This is a genomic window from Dysgonomonas sp. ZJ279 (assembly GCF_011039205.1).
Lineage (GTDB): Bacteria > Bacteroidota > Bacteroidia > Bacteroidales > Dysgonomonadaceae > Dysgonomonas.
The window spans coordinates 1-18,851 of sequence record NZ_JAAKEL010000024.1; the positions used below are offsets into that span (position 1 = coordinate 1).

Below are 18,851 nucleotides of genomic sequence, written 5' to 3' on the forward strand. Positions count from 1 at the left end.
GTATTGAACGAATCAATACATAATTCCCTTGTACTACTTTTTATTGTTTATTGTTATCATTTAGTCAAAGATCGCTTCTTTTTTTATCAACTTCAGGCGCTGCGTTCAGCGGTGAAGCGGGTGCAAAAGTAGAAAACTATTTGTTATGCTCCAAATGTTTTTATGACTTATTTTGAATTTTTTTTGAGGAGAATATCTAAATACCTAGTATGAAAGGTGTTGGGAAATACAGAAATCAATACATATTAAGAAAATCAGGTCTGATAACGATACCTAAACGGATTCTTTGTCGGTACTCATTGTAAAATAACAAAGACTCACCATACCCATCATAATACTCAAGGAAGAGGTATTGATTATCATCACTAAATAATCTAATCGAAAAATTGAGTATAATATTGGCATTTAAATTGGCACCCCCACGTTTTACAACAACACAGCTCGCATTATATTTCTTTTTAGCGCTCGAATATTCCATTCCCATTTGACCCCATCCGGCATAATGAACGATATCTTTATTATTTTCACTGTCTACGATAGGTACCCATGCTTTAGAATGAAATGTCCAGCGATCATCCAAATTGAAGGTTGCTCCAAATGTCACTTTATTCCAGCTTCGAGAATCAAGACCATCTTTCCCATTCGATTCATGTTCGAATTGGAAAGAGAGAAGGCCTAAAAGCCTGTTATTATACACAAGGGCTTTACCCAAACCAAGCGAAGGATTAAAATTAAGATCCTGAAAGGGGAATGATTCCTGAAAAACACCCCAAAAAGCCTTTTGTGTGTAAGTCAGAAAGAAATAAGTCTTAAATGGTAATGTACTATTCGTTAATCGATGTCGGATACTAACTTGAAATTTAGCATCTGAATTGTATTCCGTAGGTTTCTGAAACAGTTCTGTCCCCACGACTATATAGTTATCTTTATATATACCAAAAGATGGCATTGCGTCCAATTGATTAATGATACTATCTGCATTGTTCAGTTTTCTCGATTCACCAAAAATGGAACTAACAAGCACTTGTGTTCCATGCTGTATAAAAGAGGGCTTAATGGAATCTTTATTACAATATAAATGCGAAATAGAATCCTCGCTATGTCTATATGGAGAAATAGAATCAAAATGACATTTTAAACTATCTTGAGAGTAAAGAATATTGCTCACTGCTACTGATAGCATCAACAAAAAAAATACTTTTTTCATTATTTATTTTACTTACTTATTAGCTGTGTCAACACTTCGAAAGCGATGGGGCATGTTGACGTATTTTTTACTGTTAGCTTATATATCTGGCTAAACTTTTTCCTGTCGGTATGAGGATATTCCCGACAAGCCTTTGGTCGAGATTCATATATCGAACAATAATTGTCCGGCATTAAAAATGGACAAGGCATAGTTTTAAAAACATAATCTCCATCTTCATCTATTCTCAAATAAGATGATACAACATCAGAAGGTTTTATTCTCAAAGCTTTTGCTATACGATCGATATCTTTATCGTAAATAGCGGGACCCAACGATTTACAACAATTGGCACATGAAAGACAGTCAATTGCAGATGATACCTCATCATGTAATTGATGGACAACATTATCCATTTTATCCAATCGTTTTTTGTTCTTTTTATAAAAAAGCAAAAAATCAGGCTTGGATTTCTCTGCTAATATTTGCAGATTATCATATTTTTTCATTCGCTCTATCTTCCGGTCGGGTTATTTCGCCTGCTAAAGGCACTCTCATTCTTACCTTGATTTCTTCTTTTCCGTAGTGATGACCAATAAGGAACATCAATTTTGTTATGGCCGCCTCTATTGTGGAGTCATAACCGCTGATAACACCAGCACGCAATAATTCTTGTCCGGTTTCGTAGATTTGCATATCAACACAGCCGATTTCACATTGGGTAATATTTAAAATAATTACTCCTCGCTTTACGGTCTCCCGTATCAAATCGAGAAACCATGCTGATAAAGGAGCGTTTCCGGAACCGTAAGTCTCGATTATAACGGCTTTTATTCCTTTAATATTTAAAATTGTTTCGACAGTCTGGCGATCAATTCCGGGGAATAATTTCAGTATTGCAATACGCCCATCTAAACGATAGTGGAAATATACTTTCTTTTCGTAATTAGGTTGCAATATGACTTTACGATCATATCTGATCTGAATTCCTGATTTCCCTAAATTAGGATAATTGTATGACTTAAAAGCGTTAAAGTTATCTGCATTTACTTTGGTCGATCTGTTGCCTCTAATTAAATCGTTCTGAAAGAATATGCAAACCTCAGGCACAATCGGATTACCTATCGCATCTTTATCTGCAGCAATTTCAAGAGCTGTTATTAAATTTTCTTTTGCATCCGTACGAAGTTTACCAATAGGTAATTGGGCTCCTGTTAACACAATAGGTTTAGACAGATTCTCTATCATAAAACTTAGGGCAGAAGCGGTATACGACATAGTGTCTGTACCATGGAGAATTACAAATCCATCATAATCGTCATATTTGTCTTCAATGATTCTCACCATCTTGCGCCAATGATCGGGTGTTATCTCCGAAGAGTCTATTGCAGGAGAAAAAACAATATGATCTACCTGAAATTTAAATCTCTGTAGTTCAGGCAAGTTACTATTTAGGTGATCGAAATCGAAGGACTCAAGCGAGCCTGTCCCCGGATTCTCAACCATCCCGATTGTCCCCCCTGTATAGATCAATAAAATATGTGCATTTGCATCAATCATGTCTTATCTCTATTTACAACACGTAAAATTAATAAAATATACTTTACCTAAAAGTGCATTTTACATTATGCGCTATTATTGTTGACAATTTGTCAACAGTTATATTCAAAACTTCTGCTACCCTTTGATAGACTCCGTATATAGAAATTACTGATGTATCTGTCTCACAGAATAGAGAATCAGAAGGGATACTCTTTATTGTTTCGTCACTACACATCTCTCCTACCGACAGTTTAAATCCCAAAGCCGCCAATTGCTTAGCTTGCTCAGGTTTTCCTCTATACCCATGAATAATCCAAGGAATAGTTGTTGTATATTCTTTATATAATGCAATTAACTCGTCCCAAGCTTTTACGCAATGTATTATTATGGGCTTATGTGTTCGCATAGCTAACTCTATTTGTCTACGGAACACATCCGTCTGAATAACTAAATCTGGCCCTTGCAATTTATCTAAACCAGCCTCACCAATAGCAATGACTCGCTTATCTTGTGCAATTTCAGTCAAAAGTTGCAAATCAGATTCAGTATTCAAAGAATACCAGGGGTGTACACCACAAGAAAAAAGACTATCTACATCCTTCTCTGCATTCTTGAAATCTTCTGGATATATATTCAATATATACCTAATCTCATAGCCGTTGGCTACAGCTAAAGGCTTTTTATGTGTATGTACATCGAATAATTCCATCCCAATTGCAATTTTTATTAAACCAAAAAACGAGGAAACCTCTTTATCCGGACACCTCGTTTCAACTAAAACTCGATTTTGCCTTTAATATTATCGGATAAGATTAATAAATTCTTCTCTTGTTTTAGCCTGATTAAAAACACCTGTAAAATCGGATGTTGTAGTTGTTGAATTTTGTTTTTCTACACCACGCATCTGCATACACATATGCTGAGCTTCTATGACAACCATCACTCCTAAAGGGTTTAGGGTATTTTGTATACACTCTTTTATTTGCAAAGTAAGACGTTCCTGCACTTGTAAACGACGGGCAAAAACATCTACTACTCGTGGAATTTTACTCAAACCTGTTATATAACCATTAGGAATGTAAGCTATATGCGCCTTACCCCAAAACGGAAGCATATGATGTTCGCACAGTGAGTAGAAATCTATATCTTTTACTATAACCATCTGGCTATAGTCTTCTTTGAATAAGGCTTTTCTCAAAATATCCTCAGGACTTTCATTATAGCCTTTTGTCAAAAACTGCATTGCTTTTGCAACTCTTACCGGAGTATCCAATAAACCTTCACGATTGGCATCTTCGCCTAAAAGATCTATGATTTTTTTATAATGTACCGCCAGTAAGTCTATATTTTTTTCTTCTTGCATTTATGAAGATTATTGAGGTCGGAGACCTATTTATTACTTTTCCTAGTCAATATCGTAATAAACGATTGAAAGCAGGAAAGTCGTATTAAGTACTTTACTTAATCTATCCTAATAATTTTGTGATTATTCTGTGGGCCGTTTTACAACATCCTGAACTACATATAACTCGCGTCCAAGAGATGGAAGTGTTTTTTTCATCTCGCTAAGAGTTGCTTCCGCATCCTCTCTGCTTAGAAAATTCCCCACACGGAGACGCCAAACAGGAGCATTATATGTAATTACAGTTTCCAGTTCTGGATAAGCAGCTCTTATCTGAGCCTGTTTTGATTCAGCCTCTTGCTTCGATCTCTTCTGGTTGTTACCTGAATAAGCCTGAATTTTAAAACCTCTGACTCTCACGAAGTTTGTAGACGAACCTAAGCTACCGCTATTGTCAGAACTTGTGCTGGCAATAGCAATATGATGTACGCCAACTAACTTCTGAATAGATTCATCCTGTAATACTTTAACATTCCCTTGTCCACTCTTAGATGTATTCAAATCATCAATAATAGTTTTTTGACCATTCTGAGCCAAAACTATTCCCGATAAGAAGAAAAGGGCGAAGAAAATATAAAGATTTTTTTTCATGTTATTTATCTCTAAATAATAAAAACGTAGCGGGTATGTATTAAATACCCGCAACATTAATATCTGATATTTTTAATTAGAATCCTTCAATAACAGGGATAAATTTGTCAACTTCGAGAGAAGCGCCACCAATCAATCCACCATCGATATCAGGACAGCTGAATAGTTCTTTAGCATTACCACCATTAGCGCTACCACCATAAAGGATAGATGTATTATCTGCAACTTCCTGGCTGTATTTATCAGCTATAGTTTTACGGATATATGCATGAATTTCTTGTGCTTGAGCAGATGTAGCTGTTAAACCGGTACCAATAGCCCAAACAGGTTCGTATGCGATTACGATTTTAGAAAACTCATCGGCTGAAAGATCGAATAATGCTGCTACGATTTGTTTTTTAACAACATCGAAGTGTACATTGCTTTCTCTTTCTTCTTTAGTTTCGCCAATACAAAAAATTGGAGTAAGACCATTTGCAAGAGCCAATAAAACTTTTTCTTTCAAAATAGCATCTGTCTCACCATAATAAGCACGACGTTCAGAATGGCCTAGTATTACATATTTAGCTCCTGTAGAAGCAATCATAGCAGCCGATGTTTCGCCTGTATATGCACCCGATGCTTTGTCTGCACAGTTTTGAGCTGCAATACCGATTTTTGTAGTATCAATAGCAGAAGCTACGCTAGCCAAATGAATAAAAGGAGTACTGATAACAACATCGCAATTGATAGTTTTTCCAGCTAGAGCAGCTTGTAAATCTTTAGCAAAAGCAACACCTTCTTGAAGGTTTTTATTCATTTTCCAGTTTCCTGCAACGATATTCTTTCTCATAATTTTAATATTATTTTATTGTAAAAAATTAATTAATTTCATCTTCATGCGATTCATCCACTTCTTTTTCTTTTCTTCTTCTGAAAAATAGCAGATCCATACCCTTTAGTCCCAACAAAGGTAATACAAATAGGGCACTTATATAAATCCAATTCTTTTTATCTTCATTTTTAGTATTTATTGGCTGACCATAGGACAATTGATCTATAGGTGCAGTCAAATCTTCTTCGGCAGGAACATTTATATCTGCCCATTTATTTATGATTACGCCATTCTTCAATAAAAGCAATCCCGGATTAGAACGTATTATAGTCTTCAGAGTTCGTTCGTCTGTATTACAGAAATTAAAATCTATAACGTTTGTCTTCGCCCAAATCATAATATCATCAGGACCGGATGCCGTTAGACAGTAAAATTTGTACTGATGATCGTGGGCGTAATTCTCTACATCCTCAAAATTACTAAGGTAAGATTCATTCATTTCTGTCAGGGAAGGAGAGATCATGAGAAAAACATAGTCACTATCAGATAACACATCAGCTGTTATATCCGACTGGTCTACCAATTCTGTTTTACCCTGATTAAAAAACAATCTACTTATTGTAAAGTCTTTTATTAACGGAATTTCGCCTTCCGAAATAAGTTTCGTCTCCAGCCTCACATATGTCCATGTACTATCTTTCCATGGAGCATTTTGGTCAGTAAACTTTTCCTCCACGCCATTTTTAGCATATACCAAAATCATTTCTTCCTGGTGACCCTTACCCTCATCAACGCTCATCAGTTCGGGTATATTTGCGCCAATCTTGTATGGTCGAAAATCAAATATAGGGTCGAATAAATAGTTACGGAAAACAAATATGCTTATAAAAATAAGGATGTATAAGAAAGCCAGCCAATAAGTTTTACCCGTAAAAAAATTAGATATTCGCTCACGATGAAATATTATAAATATAGCACATGCCAGAAGTACTATATTCTTAAAGAACGTTTGCCAGTTCGTTATTATCAATGCATCTCCAAAACAGCCACAATCTTCTACGGGATTAGCAATAGCCAAATAGAGAGTAAGTGGAGTCATAAAGCACATAGTGAGTAGTACCAAGCGCGAATTCCAACGACGATAAATACCAAATAGCATAAAAGCTCCCATCGCAAATTCGAATGCGCAAAGAAAAGCAGATGTGGGTAATGCCAGAAATGAAAGTGAAGAAAGATGGAATGAAGACAAGTAGTCCTCTATTTTATAAGCTGTACCAAATGGGTCTACAGCTTTAACAAACCCGGAGAAAATGAATGTAACCCCAATTATAATGCGGGAAACCTCTACAAGGACTTTTGTTACAATATCTTTTTTACTCATAGACATAATTCTGTTAATCCTTAGTGTCGGGATACTCAAGCTTAATAAGCCCAAATAGTGAATAATTAATCATATCCATATAGTTGGCATCAACACCTTCTGATACGATAGTATGCCCATTATTCTCTTCTATCTGTTTTGTACGATAAATTTTTGTTAGAATAAGATCTGTATATGAGCTAACACGCATCGAACGCCATGCCTCATCATAGTCATGATTCTTAGCAAACATCAATTCTTTAGTTTGCGTCATGTGCTTATCATATAAAGTAAGCACTTGCTCTTCATTAAGATCTACTGTATCCGAAAAGCCTAATTCTAATTGTATCAGTCCAATGATACCATAATTGACGATAGCTATAAATTCGGGCATAATACCCTCGTCTATAAGACTAACTCCTTTTTCTTCGATACTTCTTATACGCTTAGCTTTTATCAGAATCTGATCTGTAACAGATTGTGGACGAAGTATACGCCACGATGCACCGTAGTCTTTTAGTTTTTTCGCAAAAAGGCTGCGACAAATGCCGATTACATGTTCAAATTGTTGCTTTGTATCTAACATAACTAAGTATCTCTATTTTTGAAATACAAAGGTAGGAAAAAAAATAATATGCCAATTGTTTAATCGATTGATATACTAAGTAAAATATGAAACCTAAAGACCTTAGATAATACCTTTCGCAAAATCTACACACCCAGAAGGATAAATTATAATAATATCATTACTCAATCAAGTGATTAATCAATAAATTACATTTGAAATAGACATAAACACAATTTAATTGTTAATTAATCTTTAATTTAAACATTAATTAATTAATTTAAACACAAAAACAGTACTTTTGTGAACTATATAGACAATTATTTTATTAACAAAAACAAAACTACTTATGAAAAAACTATTTTTTTCTCTTTTTTCTGCAGTAATGCTTTTATCATGTAGCAGTAATTCTGAAGATGAATTAGTTCCCGGCGGTGGAAATCAAAAAAGCTACCCTGTTACCTTGAATATTTCAGGTTTCAAAGCCGAATCGACACCTCTTAAATCTATTGATCCAGGCAGTGAGACTATCCCAACTACTAATTATTGCCAATATATTATCTACAAAGCAGATGGCAGTGTTTTAACAAGCCAAAGAATACTCCCTGAAGATATTGACAATAACAGAATTACAATAACAGAAGAACTGCCTGCCGGAACATATAACATAGCAGTATTATCTGCACCGTATGTGCCTGTACTTGGACAACCTCTTTCGTATCATACACACATAGTTCCTTCAAATTTCAACACAGACTATTGTGATAATAATAGTAGTATAACAGGACTAAGAAATAATACAAATATCTTTTTCGAAACAATCGGATGCACAATAGATAGCAATTCGGGAGCAAATATATCTGTGGATATAGTATTGAAACCGATGTGGTCTTTGATAGATATTAACGTTACGGATGCCGCTAAATGTTATCTTCCTACAGGAACTACTCATGTCATGCTCTCGGTAACACCATTGACATCTGGATTTTATCTGAAAACAAGAAAATCATATAATAACCACCATCCTTACGGTCTTGATCTAATTATACCTGTAGCCGATTTCAGAGCCAACACCGGATTTGTGAACTTACCTATATGCCAAACCAGTGATGCTACAATCGTTTTATGGTATATGGATGCCCCAATGTATGGCAATATGTTAGGTATGAAAACAATTTATACCGGAGATATTGAAGGATCAACACACACTATATTTAAAGGTGAAATTGGTAGTGAGAAAAACCAAAATCAATCTTTCGGAATGTCTGTTGCAAAACTTGAAACTGTTGAAATTCCATTTGCAGAATAATAAACGGAAAGTTTAATAATAAAAAAGCGAGCTAAATAAGATTAGCTCGCTTTTTTTATTCAATATATAAGAATCTTTTATATCATAAAATGCAAACGGTTTTGTAAATTAACCTCTGCAATACCACCATCTATATCGAGATACAAGATATTCATATTCGGATAGATTTCTTTGATCCGTTTTTCCACTCCTTTAGCCACAATGTGATTGGCAATACAGCCAAACGGTTGAAGACACACCACTTTATTCACACCTTTACGCGCATAATGGGCTATCTCGCCGGGTATGAGCCATCCTTCACCAAACTGGTTAGATAAATTCAAGACTTCTGCCGCCGCTTCTGCTTTAGAGTAAATAGATTCGGATGCCTCATAGAATTTAAAATCCTTCAGAATTTTTTCCGACTTCTTCACTTTACTATTTATATACATCCAGATAAGCGGTTTCAATGATTTCTCAAAAATAGTAGGTTCTTCCAATCCTATTTTTGCATTCACCTTGCTATTGACAAAGAATTGAAGCAGGAAATCCAACAAGGGAGGAGTAGATACTTCTACATCTTTCGATCGAAGCCACTCGGTTATATTCGATTGAGCATAATTGTTATACTTCACAAATATCTCGCCTATAAGCCCAACCTTAGAATATATTTTATCAAAGATAGGCACACTATTAAAGTCGGCGACAGCCTCTTTCAACAGGCGCATCAATGTTTTGGGATTATTTGCCCTTACAGCATCGATACCCCGCTCAATATAAAAATCGAATACGCCCAGCGACGAACCTTCTTTCTTTTCTCTTACCGAAATAGCACCGTGCATTTGCTGTAAGCCATCGCCATAGAGAACCAAAGGAATAGCGATTTTAGCAATCTTTTTCCAATCGAAGAAAAATTCACTCTCTCCATTCTGATATGTCTCTCCGGCACTTAGAGCAATGACAGGTATGTCATTAAATCCGGCATTAAACAATCCTGATTTAATCTGAGCAATGTAATTTGTCGCACGGCATTGTCCGCCCGTTTGTGTAATAGCCAGTACTACATCTTTGACATCGTACTGCCCCGATTGAAGCGTATTTATTATATCGCCTAATATGAGTGTGGATGGGTAGCAAACTTCGTTATTACCATACATCAGACCCAAATCGGCAGATATTTTATTCGATTTTGGTAAATTCTGAACTTTCAACCCAAGTAAATCTCCCAATGCAGGTGCAAATGGTGATAAAAAGTCAGCCAACCAAGGAATCAGAATCGTTTTACACTTGTCTGATTTCTTATAAGGAACAGTATATGCTTCGTAAGAAGCCGAAGCTATTTGCGATGTAAATTTCGTAGCATTGAGCGATTCTACCAACGAGCGAAGACGCAAACGTATGGAACCCGGACTTGCAATCTCATCGATACGAAGAACTGTAATATTTTTGCCTACCGCTTTCAGTATATCACGTGTTTCGTCCATAAAGAATGAGTCGGGACCACAACCGAATGAGTTTAGTTGTACCAGTTGTACATTTTGAGGGAGTTTAGCAACTTCCATCGCAGCTTGTACTACACGGTTGGGGTACGACCATTGCGATACGATGTTCAGTTTGCCGAAACCCTTACTCTCAGGTTTGCGGAATACATCATCAGTCAATACAATTACACCCAGATCGGATAAAATCTGTCCTACCTTTTGGTGAATCAATGGGTCTGCATGATAAGGACGTCCGGCCACAACAAATACCAGTTCGCCACTCTCTACGGCTTTATCTAATAACTCTTGTTGGTAACTTAGCAATTCCTGTTTCAACCCATCTTTCACTACGACTGCCTTTTTGTAAGCAGCATCGAACACCGATTTAGAGACCCCTAATTCAGATATATAATTAAAACAGCCTTTATATAAAGCCTTATCACTACTAAAATTAATAACAGGATTATCAAACGCTATATCATATTTTGTCTGAGGATCGATCGAGCTTTTTATAACATCGGGATAGCCACTCACTACAGGGCAGTTAAACGAGTTGGAAGCTCCACCGAATTCATTCTCTTCTTTCGGCACAAGCGGATAGAATATCCGATCTACCTTTTGTTCTATCAATGCCAGAACATGCCCATGCACCAACTTAGCAGGGAAACAGATATTGTCCGACATTACCCCTCCTACTCCTTTTTGATAAAGAGGAAAAGTAGATTCGGGCGACAAACGTACATTGTAACCACATTCTGACAATAATGTATGCCAGAAAGGGTAATTGTCGAACATGTTTAACACACGAGGGATACCAATAGTACGCCCTCGCTCTATATTTTCAGCTTTTACAGGACGATCGAATAAGATGTCGTTCTTCTTGTCAAAAGCATTATAACCTTCTTTACGTGCAATATTCTTGTTGAAGAAAATCTTTTCGCATTTATTTCCGGCGTAACAGATATTCCCATTATCAAATTTGAAGCGTAGTACCGAACAAACATTTGTACAGCCTTTACACGTCAACTCTCTGCTATTGATAGTAGCAACATCAAACAAAGCCTCTTTTCCTAAAAATGACGATTCGTTTTGCTTCTTATCCCATAGTCGCTGACCATAAAGAGCAGCACCTACGGCACCCATCAACTCAGGATGATCTGTCGAACTTACCGTCTTTCCCGATAGCATTTCCAAAGCACGATACACAGCATCGTTGCGGAAAGTACCACCTTGAACAACAATATGATCGCCTAACATATTCAGATTAGAAATCTTAAGTACTTTGAACAGGCAGTTTTTAACTACCGAATAAGCTAATCCCGCCGCAATATCGTCGTTCCCTGCATTTTCACGAAGCGATTGTTTAACTTTCGAGTTCATAAATACTGTACAGCGAGAACCCAGATCGCTTGGATATTTAGCTAAACAAGCCGCACGCACAAATTCAGATAATGGCATATTCAGCATCGATGCAAAGTTCTGTAAGAAAGATCCGCATCCTGCCGAACAAGCTTCATTCAATTCTATGTTCGAGATAAGTCCGTTATTGATAAATATCGATTTGATATCCTGACCGCCAATATCCAATACAAACGAAACATTGGGGTTTACATATTGTGCACCCGAAAGATGGGCGATAGTCTCAACGATACCATAATCTAAGCCTAATGCCGATTTTATTAAATCTTCGCCATAGCCTGTTGCTGCCGAAGAAAGGAATTTTACTTTTACACCCTTTTCTTCCGCTTCTTTATAAAATAGAGATACCCCTTCTATTACTTTCTTAAGAGGATTACCTTCGTTATTACCATAAAACTTGTAGATAATGTTTGTATCTGCATCCATTACCACAATCTTGGTTGTAGTAGAACCCGAATCGATACCGAGGAAACAATTTATTTCCTTTTCTTCACCCAGATCCTTAAATTTGAGTTGCTTAATCTTACGATTGGCACTCCATTCTATATAATCTAATTCATCTTTAAATAAAGGATCAAGAGCATCACCTTGATTTGAAGTTGTAACAACTGATAGACGTTCTATTAAGTCGTTTAGATCGAAAACATTCGCTTCCTCATCTTTATACAGAGCAGCACCCCATGCCGGAAAGAATTCTCCGTTTTGAGGTACAATGAAATCTGAATCAGCTAATTTCAGTGTATTTTTAAATGCATCACGCAGCGCCGGGATAAAAGTCAGCGGTCCGCCGATGCATAATATCTTAGGCGTAATTTCGCAGCCACGTGCCAAAGTAGTAACCGACTGTAAAGCAACTGCGTGCAATATGGATGCCGATATATCTGAAACAGGAATATTGCGGCTTATAAGATTCTGAACATCTGTTTTGGCAAAAACACCGCAGCGGGATGCTATTGGATAAATCTTGTCAAAAGTCAAGGCTTTTTCGCCCAATTCGTTTATTGATATATTCATCAGACTAGCCATCTGATCGATAAAAGCACCTGTACCACCGGCACAACTACCATTCATACGAATATCAGGATGTCTGCCTTCGGCAAAGAATACCATTTTAGCATCCTCTCCTCCTAAATCGACAAGTGTATGTGTATCTGCATAGGCATTTTTCACAACTTCTACGGCAGCTACAACTTCCTGAACGAAAGATATACCAACACGTTCTCCGATACCCATACCAGCCGAACCGGTTATATTCACACCAAAAGTAGCATCAGAAAATTGTTCGATAACCTCACGCAGGCCGTCTATTAGAGTCTGCTGAATGTTAGCTTGATGTCTGCGATAGGTTTTGTAGATTATTTGTAAATCGCTATCTAAAACTACAATTTTTACAGTTGTCGACCCGACATCAACTCCCATTTTATATTGTATCTTATTCTGCATATAGTCTGTTTTAACCCATGTCCTTAGTATAAATAACTAAAGAACAGAAAGTTTTGATATTATTAATATAGTTTAATCTGCAAATTTACGAAATTAACTTAGAATAAATCCGCATCAGTCATAGATAAAATTGATATTAAGATTAAATGAAACAACTCACAAAGTTACAACAACATGAATTTCAAAGCGTTGAATAAATCATCAGGAGTATCTATTCCAATTGTTTCTTCATAAGTATACCCAACACGTATACGATAACCAGCTTCTATCCAGCGCAGTTGCTCCAACGATTCTGCTTTTTCGAGGGAAGAAGGTGGCAATTGTGTAATTTCTTTCAACACATCCGAACGATAGGCATACATCCCGATATGTTTATAAAACGTATGCTTATCCAACCATTCGGTATGATGTACATCTCTTATATAAGGAATAATGGAACGGCTGAAATAAATTGCCTCATTATTGCTATTGATTGTTACTTTTGGCGAATTAGGATTAAATAAAGCATCAAACCCATCTTCTTTTTTGAAAGGCTTAACTAATGTAGCCAATTCGACATCTTTACTATCGAAACAGGCTTTAAGGCTTTCTATTTGCTGTGGTTGTATAAAAGGCTCATCACCCTGTACATTGATAACCACATCGAAACCCTCTCCTACCTTGGCATAAGCTTCATATATACGATCGGTACCACTACGATGCTCTGTAGATGTCATTACCGCTTTTCCGCCAAATGCCTCTACTGCATCAAATATGCGAATATCGTCTGTAGCGACCCAAACCTCATCTGTTGCTTTCTTCACCTGTTCGTAGACACGTTGTATCATAGGCTTACCCGCCATGTCAGCCAATGGCTTTCCCGGAAAACGAGTAGAAGCATATCTTGCCGGAATGATTACTATAAATTTCATATCAATTACCTAATTAAAAAGATAAAACAAAGATAACTCTTATTTGAAAAATAGAGATAACCACAAATGTATATTTACTATCCATTTTTTGAATTTATAATTTAGCAGACCAGAAAAAACAAGAGAATAGATAGCTTTATTTCAATCTGAATATTCTTATTCGATACATATCAATTTTATTTATATCCTTTGCCTTGATGCTCTGTTTTATAAAATATAATTACCTTTATAGAATATTCCTTTCGTAGAATTCTCCGTTTAGGAATTGAAATGTTAACTACGACCTATTACCATTTATGAAAAAAGCACGTATTGGATCTTTATTATCCATGCTATTTGTCAGTTTATCTATTCTAGCATCATCCGGTCCCAGAATTAAAGGACGATTAATAGAATCAGGGAAAAATACCCCTATCGAATTTGCCGATGTTGTACTCTCGAAGAAAGGGAAAACAACCGCTATTGCACACGCATATTCAGAAGAAAATGGCCAATTCATATTGTCTGATATAGAAGATGGCGAATATACACTGATGATCAGAGTAGTTGGTTATGATATATATACTAAAACACCTGTCACATTAACACCTGCAATTACAATATTAGACCTTGGTGTTGTAGAGTTAAAACCTCTGGAAAACGAATTATCGGAAGTTGTAGTAGAAGCAGATAAAAGACAAGTCATATACAAACTGGACAAAAGAATTATTGATGCATCAGCTAATCTGATGGGAGCTGGAGGGTCTGCAGTCGATATACTCGAAAACACGCCATCGATAAGAATAGATGCAGAGGGCGAAGTAACATTTCGGGGTAGTAGTGGATTTGCTGTATTTGTCAATGGGAAAATAAGTATGCTATCCGGTACACAAGCACTACAACAGATACCGGCAGGGATGATAGAAAATATAGAAATAATTACAAATCCTTCGGCTCGACACGATACAGGTGGCGATGTCGGTATTATCAATATTATTACGAAGAAAAATTATCAGCAGGGATTTAATGGTATGGTAAATGTATTTGGAAGCACGGCTTTATCTAATGGTCTGGACTTCATGCTCGCCAAACAAAATAAAAATCTCCAATGGTCTCTATCGGGAAGCTGGAATGAGCCTATTCGCAAAAGCCACTTCGATCAGGATAAAACAACAATTGTAGATGGCATCACAACGATATCTCATTCTAAAGGACCTCGTAAAAGTATAACATACAATACTTTTATCAGAAACGGCTGGATCTACTCACTACCAAAAACAGCTCTAAATCTTGATCTGGAAATAGGATATAACAAAAAGACCCGCAAAGGGAATCTTGATTATACAGAGGTACGATCGGAGAATGGTAATATATTTGAAACAGGTGACGCCAACAGTAGAGATTATTACGATCTACACGCAACATATTATCAAGGTAATGCCGGATTTGATCATAGATTCAATGAAGATGGTCATAAGCTATCGGGGAGCTTTCTTCTAAGATACGAAGGTGATGCATTGGAATATTTCCAAAGCGACTTATTTGATAAGAACAACGAACGGTTGCAAGGACATAGGGCATGGGAAGACGAACACAGATGGACTGTACAGGCAAATGCCGATTATATTCTACCTTATAGCAAAACCGGAAAATTCGAGGGAGGCTATCAATACTTCTCTTATCTGGAGGATGGAGATTATAGCATGCAATTCTGGGATCCTGAGAAAAAAGAATTTTATTGGAGAGACGATATCTATAATACGTTCTATTTCCAACGCGGCATTCATTCCATATACGCGATGGGTTCAGACAGCTATAAAGCATTCGATCTTCAACTTGGCTTAAGAGGCGAACATACCCATCAGGTATTACGTAGTTCGATAGAAGGTTCGAACCGAACAGTCAATCGCTTCGAAGTATTCCCTTCTGTACATTTAGGGTATAACTTACCTAATAATCATAAGCTGATTTTTTCATATTCGTATCGCACCACGCGGCCTCAGCTATTTTACATGGAGCCATACATTACATACCGAGACTATTATACGGCTGAAATCGGTAATCCTGATATTCGTCCCGAATATATCCATTCGTACGAGCTCAATTATAAGAAGAACATTAATGAACACATCATATCATCGAGCTTGTTTTATCGATACCGAAAGGACAAAATAGAACGTCTGCGTGTGCCCTACTCAGCCGGTGTAACTTTAGACTCGATGGCCAATGTTGGCAACGATCGCTCTATGGGGATCGAATTAAACGGACAACTTAAAGCTACAAACAAATGGAATATCAATATCAATGGAAATATATACTACTATAAAGTTGAAAATAAATTTAAACTGGATGGCAAAAATGAAACCAGTACGAACTACGATATTACAATCAATAATTTAATTGATGTGCATAAAAATACACGTATCCAATTCGATGGAAATTTTGTAGGTCCTTCGGTTACCACTCAAGGGCGCTCTGACTCTTTTTGGTTTATGAATTTTGCTATCCGTCAACAGCTATTTCAACGTAAATTATTGTCAACCCTTTCTTTCAGGGATGTATTCAATACAGCCCGGTATAAGAGCGATATCAGAACAGCCAATCTGGAATCCGTTACGCATATACGTCCTCAATATCCCGTAATTATGCTTACTCTCAGCTATACTTTTAATAACTTCAAAAAGAAATCAGTTGATTCACGGGACAACCGTGATCTCTTTGAAGGAACCAATCATTAATATTATAAATCATAATTATGCCTATATCTCGTCGTAATTTCCTGAAAGCTGCCATGTGCGGCATTATAACACCCTCTGTACTATCATTAGCTGCAAACAACAGAATTCCGCACGAAGCATTTATAGACAAATTGCTTCCGGCTCCGGTAGGTGGCGGATTTTCAATGTCCGATTATTGGGTATGGGGTTCATCAGTCATCAAAGGAGAAGATGGTAAATACCACATGTTTGCCGACCGATGGGCTAAAGATTTAGGGTTTCAAGCATGGGTTACCAATTCGCAAGTGGCTCATGCAGTATCAGATACCCCCGAAGGTCCGTATACATTTGCCGATGTAGCCTTACCTGTAAGAGGTGCCGGATATTTCGATGGATTGGTAACGCATAATCCGAGAGTGATATTCTATAAAGGATTATATTATATTTATTACTTTGGTACTACATACGACTTTCCTGTACCAGAAGCAGGTGTAGCATGGGAAGACAGCTGGTTTGAACGAGCATGGATGAATAAGCGCATAGGTGTGGCATGGTCTAAATCGCTCTATGGCCCATGGAATAGATATAATAGTCCTGTCATAGAACCACGCCCCGGTAAATGGGATGCGACCATAACAACAAATCCATCACCCGTGGTGAATCCAAAAACAGGAAAGATTCTTTTAATGTATAAATCATCACCTATAAATTCCGCACCACCTTTATTACTAGGGGTTGCAGAAGCATCGGAACCGTATGGCGAATACAAACGACTTTCCGATAATCCGATATTTAGATTCGACACTGCTGCAAATAACGACAATGATGTGGAAGACCCTTTTGTATGGTATAATGGAAAAGGCTACGAACTGATAATGAAAGACCGCTTCGGTCACATCTGTGGAGAAGAAGGTGGTGGCGTACATGCCACATCAGCAAACGGGATAAACTGGAAACTGTCGTCTCCTGTGAAAGCATACTCGCGAACAGTAAGATGGGATAATGGACAGACTACCCTTCAGGCAAATTTTGAACGCCCGTTTTTATTAATTGAGAATGGGAAACCAACTCATTTATTCGCTGCCACCGGTGAAGGTTCTCAACAGTGGCAATTCGATCGAACTTGGAATATGGTTATTCCTCTGAAATAAAACAGAAAACAAATTAGTATAAGAGCACTAAGAATTAAACCAAGATTAGTCCTATTTCAAAAATGGGGTGTATATTTGCATCCGTTATGAATAAAGCACTTATTTCTATCGGGTCTAACGAAAATAAAGAGATTATTATAGTCTCCTGCCAGCTTTTACTAAAAGAAATATTTAGTAAAATTATTTATTCTAAAACGTGCATAACTGCACCTTATGGAACAAACTATAAAACTGATTTTATTAATCAGTTGGCTGTTGTATCTACCGACAAAACAAAGGACGAAGTTTCATCTTTATTAAAATCATTAGAAATTAAGATGGGTAGAACACCCGATGATAAAAAAAAGGGTAAGGTCATAATAGATATTGATCTTATCACATGGAACAATGATATATTAAAACCAGAAGAAATGAATCGCAATTATATAAAAAATATCATATCAGAACTAAATACTTATCTATAAATTCAGACCCATACCCGCACCCATCCACAAATAGAGAATAAAACAAATCGTCTTATTAAAATAAAATAACAGAATATTAAATTTAACATATATTTTGCAATTATAAAGAAAATGTTGTTACCTTTGGAATCATTCAAACACTTTTTCTTATCATATTGATTTAATTTTAATAAACAGAATGACAGTTAACCTCACAAATAATCTAGTATCAAACCTCTTTTTTCCATCTGAAAATTTGGAGATTAGCTATGTTTTATTAGAGAGAGAGAGAGAGAGAGAGAGAGAGAGAGAGAGAGAGAGAGAGAGAGAGAGAGAGAGAGAGTACACAAACACACGCACGTATAATATAAGAATTTCGCTTCACGAAGCAATTTTTCACAAAAGTTTTATTGGTAAGACAATATATACCTCAAATAGCATCATATGTTATTTGGGTTTTTCCTGTTGCCTTAAAATTCCTCCCAATCGTATGGATCATCATTCTATATGTTAATCGAACCACAACCTAAATCTATTTCTATCATGTAAAAAAGAAGCT

15 protein-coding genes are annotated in these 18,851 nt (G+C 36.6%); 4 read left to right on the forward strand and 11 right to left on the reverse strand.

Features of this window, described 5'->3' with window-relative positions; genetic code table 11:
- Positions 1–235: 235 nt before the first annotated feature.
- The 9 genes from G7Y57_RS15790 to G7Y57_RS15830 form a co-directional block, all read right to left on the reverse strand.
- Complete coding sequence (locus G7Y57_RS15790; RefSeq protein ID WP_255491483.1) at positions 236–1,207, reverse strand: phospholipase A; 972 nt, start codon at positions 1,205–1,207, stop codon at positions 236–238.
- 8 nt (positions 1,208–1,215) lie between these two features.
- The gene (locus G7Y57_RS15795; protein WP_165026337.1) at positions 1,216–1,695 is read right to left on the reverse strand and encodes a YkgJ family cysteine cluster protein; all 480 of its coding nucleotides are present in this window, start codon (positions 1,693–1,695) and stop codon (positions 1,216–1,218) included.
- A complete protein-coding gene (locus G7Y57_RS15800) occupies positions 1,682–2,746 on the reverse strand; it encodes an asparaginase (protein WP_165026339.1) in 1,065 nt (354 codons plus the stop codon). The genes G7Y57_RS15795 and G7Y57_RS15800 overlap by 14 nt, the downstream gene beginning before the upstream one ends.
- A gap of 43 nt (positions 2,747–2,789) precedes the next feature.
- Positions 2,790–3,437, reverse strand: a complete 648-nt coding sequence (locus G7Y57_RS15805; protein ID WP_165026342.1) for a TatD family hydrolase — start codon at positions 3,435–3,437, stop codon at positions 2,790–2,792.
- A 90-nt stretch (positions 3,438–3,527) separates the two neighbouring features.
- Positions 3,528–4,091, reverse strand: a complete 564-nt coding sequence (gene folE, locus G7Y57_RS15810) for a GTP cyclohydrolase I FolE (protein WP_165026345.1) — start codon at positions 4,089–4,091, stop codon at positions 3,528–3,530.
- Between the two features lie 123 nt (positions 4,092–4,214).
- On the reverse strand, positions 4,215–4,721 hold the full coding sequence (locus G7Y57_RS15815; RefSeq protein ID WP_165026348.1) for an SPOR domain-containing protein: 507 nt from the start codon (positions 4,719–4,721) through the stop codon (positions 4,215–4,217).
- A 76-nt stretch (positions 4,722–4,797) separates the two neighbouring features.
- The gene (gene tpiA / locus G7Y57_RS15820) at positions 4,798–5,553 is read right to left on the reverse strand and encodes a triose-phosphate isomerase (protein WP_165026350.1); all 756 of its coding nucleotides are present in this window, start codon (positions 5,551–5,553) and stop codon (positions 4,798–4,800) included.
- Positions 5,554–5,581: 28 nt separating this feature from the next.
- Entirely contained in the window at positions 5,582–6,916 is a 1,335-nt protein-coding gene (locus G7Y57_RS15825) for a BT_3928 family protein (protein WP_165026353.1), read from the reverse strand.
- A gap of 13 nt (positions 6,917–6,929) precedes the next feature.
- The gene (locus G7Y57_RS15830; RefSeq protein WP_165026356.1) at positions 6,930–7,481 is read right to left on the reverse strand and encodes a DUF1599 domain-containing protein; all 552 of its coding nucleotides are present in this window, start codon (positions 7,479–7,481) and stop codon (positions 6,930–6,932) included.
- A 328-nt stretch (positions 7,482–7,809) separates the two neighbouring features.
- Between G7Y57_RS15830 and G7Y57_RS15835 the strand changes: the two genes are divergently transcribed.
- Positions 7,810–8,769: a hypothetical protein gene (locus G7Y57_RS15835; RefSeq protein ID WP_165026359.1), complete on the forward strand. Its 960-nt coding sequence runs from the start codon at positions 7,810–7,812 to the stop codon at positions 8,767–8,769.
- Between the two features lie 77 nt (positions 8,770–8,846).
- Here the strand turns inward: G7Y57_RS15835 and G7Y57_RS15840 are convergent, their stop codons facing one another.
- Together G7Y57_RS15840 and kdsB are read right to left on the reverse strand one after the other, a co-directional pair.
- On the reverse strand, positions 8,847–13,091 hold the full coding sequence (locus G7Y57_RS15840) for an acyl-CoA dehydratase activase (RefSeq protein WP_165026361.1): 4,245 nt from the start codon (positions 13,089–13,091) through the stop codon (positions 8,847–8,849).
- 164 nt (positions 13,092–13,255) lie between these two features.
- On the reverse strand, positions 13,256–14,002 hold the full coding sequence (gene kdsB, locus G7Y57_RS15845; RefSeq protein ID WP_165026364.1) for a 3-deoxy-manno-octulosonate cytidylyltransferase: 747 nt from the start codon (positions 14,000–14,002) through the stop codon (positions 13,256–13,258).
- Positions 14,003–14,298: 296 nt separating this feature from the next.
- On the opposite strand from kdsB, the gene G7Y57_RS15850 reads away from it, so the two are divergent.
- The 3 genes from G7Y57_RS15850 (at position 14,299) to G7Y57_RS15860 (ending at position 18,313) form a co-directional block, all read left to right on the forward strand.
- Positions 14,299–16,719, forward strand: coding sequence for a TonB-dependent receptor domain-containing protein (locus G7Y57_RS15850; RefSeq protein WP_165026367.1), 2,421 nt, complete (start codon positions 14,299–14,301; stop codon positions 16,717–16,719).
- 17 nt (positions 16,720–16,736) lie between these two features.
- Complete coding sequence (locus tag G7Y57_RS15855; protein ID WP_221412143.1) at positions 16,737–17,849, forward strand: glycoside hydrolase family protein; 1,113 nt, start codon at positions 16,737–16,739, stop codon at positions 17,847–17,849.
- Between the two features lie 62 nt (positions 17,850–17,911).
- A complete protein-coding gene (locus tag G7Y57_RS15860) occupies positions 17,912–18,313 on the forward strand; it encodes a 2-amino-4-hydroxy-6-hydroxymethyldihydropteridine diphosphokinase (protein ID WP_255491484.1) in 402 nt (133 codons plus the stop codon).
- Positions 18,314–18,851 lie beyond the last annotated feature (538 nt).